Source organism: Pseudomonas sp. MUP55 (assembly GCF_034043515.1).
Lineage (GTDB): Bacteria > Pseudomonadota > Gammaproteobacteria > Pseudomonadales > Pseudomonadaceae > Aquipseudomonas.
The window spans coordinates 5042222-5057494 of the sequence record NZ_CP138214.1 but is presented as its reverse complement, the minus strand read 5'-3'; the positions used below and the strand labels follow the sequence as shown (position 1 = coordinate 5057494).

Annotated in this window: 10 protein-coding genes and 1 pseudogene; 1 reads left to right on the top strand and 10 read right to left on the bottom strand. The window is 52.2% G+C overall.

Annotation, left to right across the window (positions count from 1 at the left end):
* Positions 1 to 215: 215 nt before the first annotated feature.
* The 10 genes and pseudogenes from SC318_RS22760 to SC318_RS22720 form a co-directional block, all read right to left on the bottom strand.
* Positions 216 to 2144: a type I restriction enzyme subunit R domain-containing protein gene (locus tag SC318_RS22760; RefSeq protein WP_320428542.1), complete on the bottom strand. Its 1929-nt coding sequence runs from the start codon at positions 2142 to 2144 to the stop codon at positions 216 to 218.
* Positions 2137 to 3234, bottom strand: a complete 1098-nt coding sequence (locus SC318_RS22755; protein WP_320428541.1) for a type I restriction endonuclease — start codon at positions 3232 to 3234, stop codon at positions 2137 to 2139. The genes SC318_RS22760 and SC318_RS22755 overlap by 8 nt, the downstream gene beginning before the upstream one ends.
* Positions 3235 to 3763: 529 nt before the next feature.
* Positions 3764 to 5038, bottom strand: coding sequence for a restriction endonuclease subunit S (locus SC318_RS22750; RefSeq protein WP_320428540.1), 1275 nt, complete (start codon positions 5036 to 5038; stop codon positions 3764 to 3766).
* A gap of 5 nt (positions 5039 to 5043) precedes the next feature.
* Positions 5044 to 7440 carry a type I restriction-modification system subunit M gene (locus tag SC318_RS22745; protein WP_320428539.1) on the bottom strand — a complete coding sequence of 799 codons (2397 nt, stop codon included), beginning with the start codon at positions 7438 to 7440 and terminating at the stop codon, positions 5044 to 5046.
* 297 nt (positions 7441 to 7737) lie between these two features.
* Positions 7738 to 8055 (bottom strand): annotated as a pseudogene (locus tag SC318_RS27155) (IS66 family transposase); the annotation flags it as partial.
* A gap of 314 nt (positions 8056 to 8369) precedes the next feature.
* Positions 8370 to 9977, bottom strand: a complete 1608-nt coding sequence (locus SC318_RS22740) for a type I restriction-modification system subunit M (protein ID WP_320428538.1) — start codon at positions 9975 to 9977, stop codon at positions 8370 to 8372.
* 132 nt (positions 9978 to 10109) lie between these two features.
* Complete coding sequence (locus SC318_RS22735) at positions 10110 to 11315, bottom strand: AAA family ATPase (protein WP_320428537.1); 1206 nt, start codon at positions 11313 to 11315, stop codon at positions 10110 to 10112.
* Positions 11315 to 12628: a restriction endonuclease subunit S gene (locus tag SC318_RS22730; protein ID WP_320428536.1), complete on the bottom strand. Its 1314-nt coding sequence runs from the start codon at positions 12626 to 12628 to the stop codon at positions 11315 to 11317. Before SC318_RS22730 ends, SC318_RS22735 begins: the two co-directional genes overlap by 1 nt.
* A 498-nt stretch (positions 12629 to 13126) precedes the next feature.
* On the bottom strand, positions 13127 to 13411 hold the full coding sequence (locus SC318_RS22725; protein WP_192002484.1) for a hypothetical protein: 285 nt from the start codon (positions 13409 to 13411) through the stop codon (positions 13127 to 13129).
* On the bottom strand, positions 13408 to 14388 hold the full coding sequence (locus SC318_RS22720) for an integrase domain-containing protein (RefSeq protein ID WP_320431281.1): 981 nt from the start codon (positions 14386 to 14388) through the stop codon (positions 13408 to 13410). The genes SC318_RS22725 and SC318_RS22720 overlap by 4 nt, the downstream gene beginning before the upstream one ends.
* Before the next feature lie 629 nt (positions 14389 to 15017).
* Between SC318_RS22720 and SC318_RS22715 the strand changes: the two genes are divergently transcribed.
* Positions 15018 to 15272, top strand: a complete 255-nt coding sequence (locus tag SC318_RS22715; protein WP_320428535.1) for a hypothetical protein — start codon at positions 15018 to 15020, stop codon at positions 15270 to 15272.
* Position 15273: the final 1 nt, after the last annotated feature.

The following is a 15273-nucleotide window of genomic DNA, read 5'->3' as shown; positions in this document are numbered from 1 at the left end:
CGGCTCTGTAGCCATCTGTTTTTATTGGCTAATAATTGATCAGATAAACTCCTTGGAATACCAGCTGGAATGCTGCGTGGCCTGGCTTCCGATGGACGGTCATTGTTGAGTTCGGCTCCCTGCAGGACTTCGAGGTTAAAGCTCCATGCGAATGGGCGTGACGGCTTTAGCCGTATGGACCGGACATGCTGAGACACTCCGAGCTTGCACATATCTCAGCCCAGCATGCCCCTCATGCTCTGCTGCAACGAAGACTTGAGCGCTTCATCACTGGCTACCAGCCGGTAAAGCTCTAGGTCCTGGCGGCGGCGTATCAGCATGACTTCCTCGAAAATCTTCTCGAACGCCAGTGCACGGTGGTCTTCGTCCTGGCTCTTTTGGTACTTTGGCTCAAAGTCCGGATGCTCCTGAATGCCCTTTAGAATGCTCAGGAACTTCACGCGCTTTTCTTCCGTGGTCACCCCCCAGCCCTGGAACCAACGCTCGTTGAAGCTCTGGATGATTTGGTCCAGCAGGTCTTTTTCCTGCTCACCAGTATGTACCCCGCGCGGATTTGGGTTGGCTGGGTCCAGCTCGGTTTCCGCGTCATCCAACGCAATGCTGTGGTTCAACTTGACGCGTTCCAGCCCATAGGACGCGAGGTCGACCGAGTTGAGCAGAGCGTCGATTTCGTCGGCGTCTTTGTCCTGCACTTTGAGTTTCGGGATCAGGAACTTGAGGAACCAGAAAAGCTTTTCCCAGGCCACAATCTCATACGGCATGATCGAGGCCATCTGGCCGTAGATCTTCACAAACTGCTTGGCCTTGATTTTGAAATCGACCTTTGCCTCATCCTCCAACTCTAGTTCCACGTCGAAACGCTCGGCGGCGATATCGATAAGCACAGCGAGCTTTTCGGCATCGACGTTGTCGAAATACTGCGTGGCGAATGCCTCTACTTCCGGCCACTCGTAGACACCGACCTCGTCCAACTGGTCCTTGAGTTCGTGCAGCACATTGATATCCGTTGCTCCGGACAGGCTGGTGGCCGTGTAAAACGGGTCGAAGGAGGCTTTTATGTCCTCCACCTGGTTGAAGAAATCCAGAACGAACAGGTCTTCGGTCTTCTTGGCCCACTTCGGCGCGGCACGATTAAGGCGCGACAGCGCTTGCACAGCGAGTACGTACTGCAGCTTCTTGTCCACGTACATGGCACACAGCTTAGGCTGATCGAAGCCTGTCAGGTACTTGTTGGCCACTACCAGCAATCGGTATTCGTCGGTGTCGAACTTGTCTCGCGTATCCGCTTCGGCGAAGCCGTTGATGCCGGCTTCGGTGTACTCGATACCATCAACCAATTTTTCGCCGGAGAAGGCAATTAGCGCCTTGAACGGGTTGCCGCGCGCTGCCAGCAAGCGGCTGATGGCCTTGTGATAACGGATGGCGGCTTCGATGTTTTGGGTTATGACCATGCCCTTGGCCTGGCCCTTAAGCTTTTTCGGCGTGACCACCTGCTCAATAAAATGCTCCAGCATCACCTCAGCCTTAACGTCGATGGTCTGCTGGTCGCGTTCGACATAGGCGCGTAGCTTCTTCTGTGCTTTCAGCGTGTCAAACAGCGGATTGTCCTCGATGGACTTCTGAATTTCGTAGTAGCTGCGGTACGTGGTGTAGTTGGCCAGCACATCGAGGATAAAGCCCTCTTCAATGGCCTGCTTCATCGAGTACAGGTGGAAGGGCGCGAAGCGGCCATCGGCCTGCTGCTCGCCGAACTTCTCCAGCGTGCTGTTCTTCGGCGTGGCGGTGAAGGCAAAGTACGAGGCATTTCCGCGCATCTTGCTGTTCTTGATGGCGCTGAGGATCTTCTCCTGAGTGTCGTCTTGCTCGTCGCCGCCCATCACCTTGTTCATCGTGCCGTGGCTGCTACCGTCCTGCGAGCTGTGCGCCTCGTCGATGATCACGGCAAAGCGTTTGCCGGCCATGTCGTCGATGCCATCCACGATCACCGGGAATTTCTGGATGGTGGTAATGATGATTTTTTTTCCCTGCTCCAGCGCCCGCTGGAGGTCAGAGGACTTCAGCGCCGGAGCGATGATGTTTTTCACCTCGGAGAACTCGCGTAGGTTCTCGCGCAATTGCTTGTCCAGCAGGCGGCGGTCAGTCACCACAATCGACCGAGTCGAACAGCGGCACATCTAGAGCGCGCGCGCCGACAACCTCCAGCGAAGCCGGATAGGTTTCTATCAACTGATAGGCCGCCCAGGTGATGGAGTTCGATTTGCCCGAGCCGGCCGAGTGCTGGACCAGGTAGCGCTGACCCACACCATGCTGGCTGGCATGCGTCACTAGGCGGCGCACCACATCCAGTTGGTGGTAGCGCGGGAAGAACAGCGTACGCTTGGCCAGTGGCATCTTGCTGCTGCCGTCCAGGCGCACAAAGTGCTGGATAATGTTGGCCACACTTTCGCGGCTGAAAACCTCCTGCCACAGGTAGGAGCTCTTGTGCCCGGCGGGGTTGGGCGGGTTGCCAGCCCCGTGGTTATGGCCCTTGTTGAATGGCAGGAAGAAGGTCGCGACACCGGCCAACTTGGTGGTCATGTAGACCTCGTCGGTGTCTACCGTCATGTGCACTAGGCAGCGGCCGAATTGCAGCAGCGGCTGGCCCGTGTCGCGGTCCTGCTTGTACTGCTTTTGCCCGTGATAACGGGCGTTCTGGCCCGTCCAGGGGTTCTTCAGCTCCAGCGTGGCGAAGGGCAAGCCATTGATGAACAGTACCAGGTCGATCTCTTCCAGCTGATTACTCAGGGAGTAACGCACCTGGCGGGTGCTGCTAAAGATATTCGCCGCAAACTGCTGTTTGACCCGCTCCGAACTGCTGGCAAGCGGCGCGGGGTACATCAGGTTGAAGTGCATATCGTCGATGGCCAGGCCGCGCTTGAGCAGGTGCAGCGCACCGTACTTCTTCGCCAGCCGGTCGAAGCGTTCGAAGATGCGCAAATCCCAATCATCGTAGCGCTGCTTGAGGCGTTCCAAATCATCGCCCTGGCTGGCCTCAAGAAATTGCCACAAGCAGCGGCTATCCACGGCATAGCGGGCATTGAAATCCTGAGAGCGGCCCAGTTGATACCCGTGGTTGAGGCCCGCCGGCACGGTCACCGCGCTGTCCCGGACCACCGTCTGCTCTTCTAGGCAAGTGCCGGTCAGGTATTTCTCGATGCTAGCTTCCAGCGCCTGTTCGTTGGTCTTGCTTACCATGCCGGCTTCCTTGTGCCTGTTCTTTCTTATCTCTGCCAGGCGAGCCAGGCGCGGGGTGCAAATGTCTAAAACTATACAGCTAACGGGACCAGACATTCGCCGCTACCCACCTGACTTACTACAAACCCATTGATTCACCTGACAGCATAACCATTAACAGAGCTGGCCGGCAGCCTGCTGAATGTCTAACAGCTCGGCTTATTCGTTTAGCGCAATCTGTTCAGTCAAATGAGTTCACACCGTGTTACTGGGCATTATTTGTCTGCGCCAAACCCGCCCACGGGGCCGAAAAATGTCTAGCAATCAGCCTTTAGACATTTGCCAAAGCTTGCCCTTAGGTTCGATGACTCCTTGTTTTTTCAAGGCTTGCAGCAAATTTTTGATCTTATGGGCTTGGCCTCGTTGCTCGGGGCTCAGAAGTATTTACCGAGTTTGGTGAAGTCATAGCCGTTCTTGGCCTCCTTAAACTCCACCACCTCGCTTTCACCGCTGCCCTCAAGCAAACGCTGCAGGTGCTGCTGGGCACACATCAAGCCAACTCCCTATCTTGAGTATCCGGCTCCACCACGCCCGGCACCTTGATCTTGCCGGTGACGGCGCTATAGATCAAAGTGGCTTTGTATTCTATGAGTTTGGTGATTTGTTGTTCCAGCAGCGTGACGGTAGCGTTTTGCTTGAGCATGGCCTGCTCGATAAACTCGACGATGGCACGCTGTTCCTCAATCGGAGGAACAAGGGTTATCAGTTGCTTGAAACCGTCCCAGTAGAGCCGTTTGCGAAAATCTGTAATGCCCTTGGAGTAACGGTCCATCTGCTGGATAAAACCGGGAGTGCGGTACTGGTACTCGAAGTACCGGGCATCAAGGCTAGGACGGGGCACTGCAATGGTATACGCGGGGCTGACCATTCCATTCACACGTACCGCACCAATCGCTCCTTGCCAGGCGCGCATCATATTGAAGGCAATATCGCCTGGGCGCACACAGATGTACTTGGATTTATCTTCAATCTTTACACGACCACGAATGTTCTCTTCTTCGGAGATTTCTTCTTCGGATACACCGGAATGGATGGAAACCGACAACAAAGGCAAATCCTCTCGCCCGGGCTCCACCCGCTCGCGGAACAATGCACGGTTAGCCATCATTCTCCAATGCGCCGGAATTTCGCCAATCCATTCGAGGCCGGTATCCCGCATGGGGACATGCGAATCAAGACCACGGGTTACGGCCTGCTGGATCAGTATCTGCTTGCGCTCTTTAAGTCGCTCGATCTGACGCTCCTTGATATGGATTGCCTGCTCAATCTGGGTAGATTTTTGATCGATAAACTCTGCAATCGCCTTTTTTTCTGCCGCTGGTGGGTGCGGGAATTGTTGGTTTTCTACCACTGCTACAGAGATACCAGGCTGTGCAGTAGATTGGGATAGCCTATTGAAGTTGGCGGCTCGAATTGTTTCGCCGAGCCATGTAACGCTGCACTCTGACCTTGGATACACCACCACAGCGTGCTCAGAGGCAAAGAAGTATCCTGACGAATAGTTGACGTTACCGCACAAAGCGCCCTGTCTTCCTATCAGCGGGAATTTGCCGATATTATTAAACGACCTCGTGTACCCCCGAAAACCGTTCCCTCCAAAAACAGGGTATCCATCCTCAGTGAACTGCTCTGGCCGAATAGTGTCGCCACTCTGTAGTTTGGCAATATACTTGAGCGCTTTCGTTTCCCAGTGAAATGGGATTTGATTTGCCCAATCGACTTTGGAGTTTTTATAGCGCTTATATGGCGGCAAATTGATCTCCATTTTGGTCACACCATAACCCCCGAGACATCCTTCACTTCCAACCCCAAAATTTCTGTAATCAGCCCCTCTGCCTGCTGCTCCAGCGACACGATTTCCCGCGCCACCTCTTCCATGCTGCGTAGCGTTTGATGCTTGTAGAAGTATTTATTGAAGCTGATCTCGTAGCCGATCTTCACCGACTCCAGATTGATCCAGGCCTCCGCTACATGGGGCTGCACTTCGGCCTTGAAGAAGTGGTGGATAGCATCCTCCAGCGGGATGCTTTCGCTGTCGCGCAGATCGCTGCTGGACTCGTAGGTGATGAACTCGCCGGCCTTCCCGTTGGGGTAATAACCGAAGTCGGGCAGCTCGAGCTCGCTACAACCCAGGCGATCAAGCAGCGCAACCAACTGGGCACAGTCGAACTTCTCTACCTTGCGGATGACCTTGGCGGCGTTTTCGTCGTACCAGCTCACTGCATTGAGCAACTGGTTGCGCTCGCTGGCGACGAGCTTGATGCCGGCCTCCTTGCCCAGTTGTTTGAGCACTTTGTCCACCAGCTTGGCAAACAGGTTAAAGTCGTCGTATTCGCCGCTGCCGATAGCCTGCTTCAGGTAATTAGCCACGGTGACCAGCAGCGACTGCTTAGCCCAGGTTTCCAGACTCAGCAGTTTTTTACGCTGCTTGGCGTTGAGCTCCAGACCTTGGTCTTCACACCAGGCGAGGATGGCTTTTTCATGGGTGGCCAAGGTGGCGTCCTGGTACACCGCCTCGCCCCACTCTTGGTAAATCCACTGCATCGGTTCGCGCAGGGCCTTGTCGAAACGCAGGGTTTCGATGCGCTCGGCGCTGAACTGCGCCTTGCGCCGGTCTGGCCGTTCGATGCTGACCTTGTGGTACCCGAAGTCGCGGTTATCAAACACCTGCGCGGCAATGCCGTCGCCACCGGCCGGGCGGTCGAGGCTGGCCAGGTCGAGGTAGGTTTGGGTGATCCGCTCGATATGCTCGGAAGCAAATTCACAGTTTTTGTTGCCGAGGTTTTTACGCAGTTTGCGATACAGCAGACTGGCGTCGATCAGTTGCACCTTGCCTCGGCGCTGCGCCGGCTTGTTGCTGGAGAGCAGCCAGATATAGGTAGTGATGCCGGTGTTGTAGAACAGGTTGTTGGGCAACTGGATGATGGCATCGAGCAGGTCGTTTTCGATCAGGTGGCGGCGGATATTGCTCTCGCCGCCGCCTGCGTCGCCGGTGAATAGGCTGGAGCCATTGTGCACTGAGGCGATGCGCGAACCGAGACTGCTTTCGCCCGGCGTCTTCATCTTGTTGACCATTTCCATCAGAAACAGCAGTTGGCCGTCGCTTGAGCGCGGGGTGGCGTCCTGCATTTCGGCGTTGCCCCAATAGTCCGCGAGGCTGACCTTGAAGCGCGGGTCGATGACATCGCCGCCGTCTTTGATGAACTTCTGCTCACTCGCCCAGCTTTTACCGTAGGGCGGGTTGGACAGCATAAAGTCGAAGCGGCTGCCGGCGAATTCGTCCACCGAGAGGGTGGAGCCGGGGCGGATGTGGGCAGGGTTGTTACCTTTGATCATCATGTCCGACTTGCAGATGGCATAGGTCTCGTCGTTGATCTCCTTGCCGTAGAGGTGGATGTCGCGCTGAATGGTCGAGTCCGGGTATTTTTCTTCGATAAAATTCTGCGACTCGGTGAGCATGCCGCCACTGCCGCAGGCCGGGTCGTAGATGGTCATCACAGAGGGCAGGCGATTTTTGATCGGGTCGAAGACCAGGTGGGTCATCAGCTCGATCACTTCGCGCGGGGTGAAGTGCTCACCGGCTTCCTCGTTGTTCTCTTCGTTGAACTTGCGGATAAGCTCTTCGAACACATAGCCCATGCCCAGGTTGCTCAGGGCTGGCAGGCGGTTGCCTTGTGGGTCTTCGCTGTCGTGAGGGGTGAGGTTGATGGTGGGCGAGGTGAATTTTTCCAGTACGTCAAGCAGCACGTCTTTGCTGGCCATGTGGCGCATCTGCGACTTGAGATTGAAGCGCCGGATGATGTCTTTGACGTTGTCGCTAAAGCCGTCGAGGTATTCCTCAACGTTGCTCAGGAGGATCTGCTGGTTGTTGGTGGCAGTCTTCTGCAGTTGGCTTAGCGTCCATTTGCTGGTGTTGTAGAACACATAACCGGAAGCGGCACGCAGGGCGCTGTCGTCCAGTTCGGTCTGGCTCATTTCATATTGCTGAAAGGCCAGCTCTTCCATTACCTTGACCTTGCTCGCCTCCAGCAGGGCATCGAGTCGGCGCAGCACCACCATGGGCAGGATGACGTCACGGTATTTTCCGCGCACATACACGTCGCGCAGGCAGTCGTCGGCAATCGACCAGATAAATGAAACCAGTTTGTTGTGGACCGCGTGGTTCAACTGCAGATACTCCAAATCAAAGCGCTGAATAGCAGCGCTGGTAGGGCGGCTGTACCGCACCCCTGTGCAAGCTAAGGAGCGCATCTTAACCAATGCAGCCGCGTTTTTGGCAGCGGAGATGCAAGCGGGGGCAGCCTGGCAGGTGACAGTGGAGACGATGTTCGTGATAAGGTTTTGGAGAGCCTAGAGGAGCGATTTCGCGATCAACTACCCTGCGCTCTCGTGCAGCGGCTGATTGTAAGCGTCCGCACAATTCACCTGCGCGAGTCACATCGGCATCCACTCATGCGGTAGCAATTACACGATCACGTTGGCCCGCAGCGTCGTCAGCCGGTCAGCACATCCTCGAGATTGGCATGCTGACGGTGTTCATTCTTGCTCGTCGACTGGATCAAGCTCATGATTGCTGCCGACCGTTTACCGCGGCATAGCGATCTGGTAAAGGATCAGTAGGAACGTCCCAGTGCCCATGGCCGTCCCAGGTCCTCAACCGGGTTGTTGTCGACTGGCACAGTCCTATCACTGAGGAAGCATGTCACAGCACCCAGCGTATCTGGCTGAACCGAGGGCTTTGGCCGTGGCTGATCCGTTAGACATCAGGTCGCGTTGAGCTACGCATCTTGTCTTTAATCGACTGTACCTACTTACGCGAGCAAGAACCTAGGGCTAAAGAATGGTGTTGCGTAGATCATTAGCTGGATGGGACTAGAACTTGACAGCTTTTCGGTCACCGCCAGAGAGCTTCATGCGTGCACCACGCATTGGAAATGGCTGCCGCAGGCGTTCTCGGTAAAATATTACGGTGACCTCTCCGTAAACTACACGCATCAATTACGCAGCTAATTGCTACGCCCTTTTTTGCAAGATAGAGGTCTTGGGTTAGTTGACTGAAGAGAGGCAGCTCGACAGGTAGCCTGCTGTTTTTTAACTCAAGCTAATGGCGGAAGCCCCAGGTCTCTAAGGAAAGCATTATGTTTGTCTCGGGCCGATTTAATGGTTTTTTCCAGGGTTGCTAGTTCACGATTTACGGTCTGTAAGTCAACCTCAGCTTCGATGCTGGACGTGCTTATATAGCGAGAAATATTAAGGTTATAGCCATTCTCCTTGATTTCCTCCATCGTAACCCTGCGGGCGTAGCGGGATTCTTCCCTACGGAACCGATAAGTGTCAATGATCTTGGTTATTTGCTCGTGGGATAAATGGTTCTGTCGCTTGCCTTTAACGAAGCTCTCTGTTGCATCGATAATAAGTACATCTTCCGGTCGAGTACATTTCTTAAGGACCAAAATGCAAACTGGGATGCCTGAGGAATAAAGGAGGTTTGAGGGTAGCCCAATTACCGTATCAATGTGGCCATCCTTCAGCAGTTTAGTCCGAATTCGCTCCTCGGCACCGCTACGGAAGAGGACGCCATGGGGCTGAACGATGGCCATCACACCTTCATTTTTTAGATAATGAAGTCCATGTAGCAGAAAGGCAAAATCTGCGGAAGATTTAGGAGCCACTCCATAGTTTTTGAAGCGTACATCTTCGGTTAGAGAGTCGGTTGGCTCCCACCGGCAGCTCAAAGGCGGATTAGCAACTACGATATCAAAAGCTAGTTTCTTTGCAGGGTTCATCTCGCGTAGTATGGCCCAGTCATTCGCCAATGTATCGCCATGGTGAATTTGAAAATCAGTATCTTTTAATCCGTGCATCAGCATGTTCATGCGCGCTAAATTATACGTAGTAAAGTTCTTTTCCTGTCCGTATATAATCCCGGTATGCCGCGATTTTACGCGTTTCCGTACGTTAAGCAGCAGCGAACCGGAACCGCAGGCAAAGTCCATCACACTTCCCAAGCTCTGTATTGAGCCGCTCTGGGGATCCTGGCTATCGAGTGTAACAATAGAGGAAAGGATGTCGGAAATTTGCTGTGGCGTGTAGAACTCACCCGACTTCTTGCCTGAACCTGCGGCAAACTGTTCGATCAAGTACTCATAAACATCACCAAATGCATCCATGTCAGTGGGGAATTCAGCTAAGCCTTCGGAGATTTTCTGAATGAGGACAGATAGCTTAATATTGCGTTCGGCGTAAGTGCGACCTAGTTTTTCAGAGTCAAGGTTGATTGCGCTAAATAGACCTTGGAATGTGTGCTCAAAAGATTCAAGCTCGATGTGTTTGAAGGCCCCCTGCAGTGTGCTGAGTAGTTCGCTTTTTTGAGATCGAGCCATGTTCGCGATGCTGCTCCATATATACTGAGGGTGCAGTACATAATGGATCTTCTTGCGCATATGTTTTTCGAATTTGGTGATCTCTTCCGGGTTGTTGGCGTACCAAAGGGTAAGGGGTACGCAATAGTCTTTATCTTTGACTTTAGGGTAGTCATCGCCAAGTTCTGTCTTCGCTGCATTTTCATAATTGTCTGATAAATATCGCAGGAGAAAGAATGAAAGTATGTAATCGCGGAAGTCGTCTGCATTCATTAGTCCGCGCAGTTGGTCGGCGACACTCCAGAGGGTCTTGCCAAGCATTATTTTATTTGATTCTGTCATTTTTCACCTCCGGGCAGTGTAGAGTATCAAGGTTTCTCGATGAAGGGGGAGCGAAATACGTAAGAGTTTCTGAGTCCTGGAAAATGCTGAGGTCCAGGACAAAAATAGTAATTTGGTAGACATTCGAGACGATCATGGTGCGGGCGCTGCTGCGAGTGACTTCGGAAATAGTGTTGTGTTGAACGGGTGAAGATTAATAAATGTGCTAAGAATGTCACGAAACATTTTTTTCTCAGATCGACTCAGGGGGGCGGGTTCAAAGACAGAATACTTTGAATGGCTGCGGATATTTAAAAAGCGGACATATAGATTTTTATTGGGATTGCCATCAAAGCAAGTAGATATATGCTGTCGGCCAAAAAATATTGCCGTTTTCTCTAAAATGCTTCGAAGAGAGTTGAAATGGTGTTGCGAAATGTTGCCTGACCTCGCTGCAGCCTGTAATTCTAGTAATGATGCTACATGATTCAAGAATGGAGACTCTCCTGTGTCTTGGAGTGTGTAGCTTGGGGACTTATTTGGACGGCTCAGGATATAAGACTTTTTTCTGATTTCCTCTTTTTTCGCAGATTGTTCATTTTTTCCTTTGAGTTCATTGAAAAGAACATTAAAGAACAATCCATGGTGTGTGGATATGATGATTTTTATATTGTTTCTGGAGTCTTTTAAAAGCGCAGAAAGTCCGGAGGCGACAGCGATTGTGTTGTGTTCATCAAGGGACGAAATCGGGTCGTCAATGTAAACAAATTTTACCCAATAATATGGGTCACCTGGTTCTGCTAAGCTGGCCAATTCGAGTATGGCAAGAAAAAAACACCAAATAAAAATATTCTCTTCCCCGCGTGATATTTTTATATCCTCTAGGGTCTCAATTTTACCTGCGACGATTTCCTCACGAAAAAAGCTAATTTCTGCATCGTCGTAGTTTATTGTGAAATTAAAGTCAGCGTGGCGATGTAAGTGGGGGCGAATGCGACTTTCAATGCCAATGCCATCAAGCCCATTAAAAAACTGAGAGTGGGATTTGAATTTTATTCTTCTTTCTCTATCCTCTTCGAAATCGTTATCCCAGTCAAAAAGGTCTTCAGTGAAAGCGTTGAAGTATAGAGTGTCTCTCTTGTCCTGTTTTTTTCCAAGATCTTTAAACTCCATGGATAAACGAGTTTTGCCTACCCCGTTGTGAGCAAAAAGCAAAACAAAGTCGTTCCCTTTTACTGGTGCGATCGCTTTTCGTGCGCCAAGTTTTTTTCTTCCTCGAACTCCTGTCAAATCCTTGCGCAACTTTTTGGCTAGCGACTTTAAAGATCTGAAATTCGATTGTACTAACGGTTTGTTCATTAAATATCCTTATCCGACCGCGGGAAAAGCTTTTGCAAAAGCGCCGTCTTGTGTTTTTTTATGGATTCAAGCTTTTGTATGTGCGAAGTAATTAAGCTGTCAAGTGAGCTAAGACAGCCTGCAATACATATTTGCTCAGGCAGCGACGGGAGTGTAATACTCTGTTTGTTCAATTCCTTTAGCGATATCCTTGTCTGTCCGAGGCCGATAGAGTTGCTTTGTGCGTAGTCTGATAAGAAATGTCGACAAAAATGAAATGCGAAATCTGCGCAAAGTAAATCGGTAATGATTTCCAACTTGGCTAGCTGATGGCTGAAAATCGATTTTTCATCATTTTTACTAATTTTGGTGATCTTTATTTCTTCATTGCGCATTGGTCGATAGAGCGCAAAGACAATGTTATTAGTTTGTAATAATAGTTCAGGGTGCTTGTCTGCATAGGTTGTAGGGAGGTGAGGTGAGTCATCGCTCCATATTAATGAGCCATATTCAATATTTTTCGATTGTATTAATCGAATCCCCTCGCCCGAGTACTCCGATGGCTTAAATTCCTTCCCTGAAGTTACTTTTATAGCGTTTGTAAATAGGACTTTTTTCCATTCCTCAGCGTTCTGGAAATCAGGGAAACGTAACCGAGGCTTGAATTCACCTTTACGTGGAAATAGTTGCAGTGTCAGACCGATCTTATGAGTGCTGAGCGTTTTTATTTTCTGAGATTGGGCCGCAATCAGGCTCTCCAATGACTCCAGACAGTCGGCGATTTTTTTTTGTTCCGATTCGCATGGGCGCCATACGTTTATGGCGATAAATTTATTGACTGGAGTGTTAAATCGTCCCTGGGTTGCACCCTCATTTATAACTTTACTGAGCTGATTGTTGTGCGCTCCTGATTCGAAATATCCTTCCCAAAAGCCTGGGTGTTCATGGGCATGAAAGCGGAAGCACTTGTAAACTGAGGGGACCACTCCAGTGGAGTAATTGGATAATCGCTTTATAGTGCCTGAGGCCGGATTTTTTGTGCTTTTGTCAATGTAAATAAAGTCATCGCGAATAATCCTAAGATAGCGTTCAGAGTATTTATTTATCTCATTGCCTTCCAATATGTCACTCTGAAGCACTATGGTGTTTTCAGTTGAGAGACTCAGGGCATTATTCTTCTCACCAGAACTAGCTTTGTCTAAGACAGGGTCGGCAATCATCCTGAGCTCTGTCTTTTCCCACTCTTTCGAATCCCTAAACTCAGGAAAGCGTAATTTGGGCGTACGTATAGTTTTGGCGTTTTCGTTGCCGTTCGTTGTTTTCGTTTTACTCATACGCGCTGAGTCCTGAAATTTCGCGACCTTGTGCGACCTGCGTGAGACGAGGTGGCGATTCGTTCAACTGGGTGCCTATTGGCTGAGTCGGTTCAAACGAGACCTGTAGTAAAACATGACTCCGGGAAATCTCCTCGTACCTATTGAAAGGAACGCTGCCGATTAGGCCTGCTGCGCAAAAAAAATCATTTTAAACTAACCGCTTAGGGTGGCCCACTACGTTCTTGCTTCCTTTACGCGGAACTCAAAGCATCCTAGATGCATTCGTGACCTAAGGGTGGTCATTTTAGCCACTGGCCAATCTGCTCGTTCTTGGAGCTCTGCAACCAGAGCATAGATGTTTGGATCCGTCATTGAACGCGGCGTCAATGTGCCTAGGATGAAGGGGGACGTGTGCAGGTGGGCATTGTGCTCAAGCAATCGTCTGCATTGCCGGTTCTTCCTTCCATGGCTGAGTGGAATGGGTCGATTGCTTGACGTTTAGGGCTAGCAAAAGCCTTATCCACGCGAAAGGTTGAATGCCCATGTCTTTTTCAAGCGGCGAGCGAGCAGACGCGCGCTCAGCAAAAAGTAATACCGCGTCGCTTCACTGCGTTGATCTAAGCGATGCTCGAGAAACCAAGCCACGTGCTTTCTCTGCCAAGCCCAAGGTGTCTCTCGTTGCCAGCGCTTCGCGATTTCAGCCTGCATGATCTTTGCCTGGCGCACATGGCGTTGTTGGGTTGCCTGCGACCCCGTCAGCACTCCAGCCAAGAACAGTTCCATGTCGAATTGCTTACTCATGTCCGCCCTCCAATGTAGGCAGCGACCACGTCGATCCGACAGTGCCCCAGCTCATAGCTGATTTGCCTTCGGGCTTCACGATCAAGGTTCCTATCTGTCAGGCAGCATTGGCCACCGTTGATAGGAGCGCGGTGTTGGGTGATTTGCTCATAGCGCTCACATGCGTATGCCGCTCGTAACTCATGGAAGCCTTTGAGGTTCTGCGAATGCAGGATGTCCCGCGCAGGGCGGATGATTTGTTGCAGAAGACTCAGGCAGCTTTCGTGTGGCGCAATCAGGTTGCGGCTACCCGCAGGCGAAATCTGCCGTGCAAACCTAAGCGCATCTCGAACATGGCAGTCAACCGCAATCCAACGCGGCGCCGAGGCACCGGCGCGGCCGCCTTTGGTGCCATCCTGAATGTTAATTTTGCCTAGGTCGTTTGCCTCACGGCTTAGCCGAGGCAGATCAGCCAAGATGGCCTCACGCAAGCGCATGCCTGTGGCTCGCGCCAACAGTACGATCGCGGCGGCGCGTAGCTGATAATGGCGGCAAAGCGTATCGACGATCTGCCTCACCTGTTTACGGTCCTGGCCCTGAGGCACCGACTGGCGAATCCCAGTGCGCTGCATACCCAACGCCTTGCTCGGGCTTGGCATCTTTACGTACTGATCACCGCGAAGCGCCGCCATGGTCCTGTTAACGCTGGATAGTCGGTTTTGTGCGGTGCTGATGGCTAGGTCACCGCGTCCAACAACGTCGCGCAGAAAAGCTGCATAGTCGGCCAACACCCTGCGATCAATCTGCCGCGCATCATTGATACCGGGCCCCTGTTCGGAACGGCACCACTTTACGAATGCCTGCCACCGATCACAGTGCGCCTTGACCGTGCCGTAGTGACCGCCGCCGAACATGTCTTTCAGCGCTTGCGGCCCCGCGTAGCTCAACTGCCTACCGTAGCCGAAATTACGACCATCGCGTCTACCCACCAATGCCATATCGATCACCTCATCCTCCGTTCTCCGATCCTCGCCCCACGTCATCCCGCCAAGAATGCTGAGTGTTATCAGGGATCAAGGCCCCTGCGACCTGTGGGGATGTCCTCTACGCGGGACTGACGGCTCCTTACGACCGGGAGCAAGGGCATCTCATGATCTGGCCTCCTGAGCACCGTTACCGGTGGGCGGGTGGAGGCTGCACTGGCTGACGAGACCAGTGCCGCGAGATCCTGAGCCGGGTGAACGCAGCGGTGCGATGACCGGGGCATGCCTGACTGTCAGTCAGGTGCAGTCCATTCCCTGGTCTGCGGCACCGTCATCTGCATGGCTGTTGCTGGTGACATCGGCGTTTGTCACGCCGATTGTCACGAGGGGGAATGCCGCAAAGCCATGTGCGATCAGGGCTGCAGCAGTGCTAGAAGTGCCCGTCTCTTTCCAGAAGAAAGAGACGGGCACAGGTTGGCGCAAGATTCGGCCAAGCGGATAGGTTGCTGCAGGGCAGCGAAGTAGGAGGTGTTGTCTGGCGCACGAGGGCCATGATCTGAAGTAGGCATCCATCACCGGGGAGGTGACCGGGCGAACTGCCGGATGCGAATCGCCATTTGGGGGAGAACCACCACGAGAGCGGCGTGACCTTCAAGGTTCAGGCCACCTGGGTTGCTGTCATCGACAGCGCTTGCACGGCCAGTTTTACTCTTGTGGATAAAACCGGTCAAGGTTCAAAATTCAGCGCTACTTTGGACTTGAAGAACGGTTATTCACTGGTGGAATTCCGTGGTAAATCCTGGAAAACGTGGTCGCTTTTAGCTCTTCAAAGTAAGGTCCATCCAAACAGGGCGGCTTTGCAGCCCTGTTTGGATGGACCCGCGCTGAGAAGCGGATAAG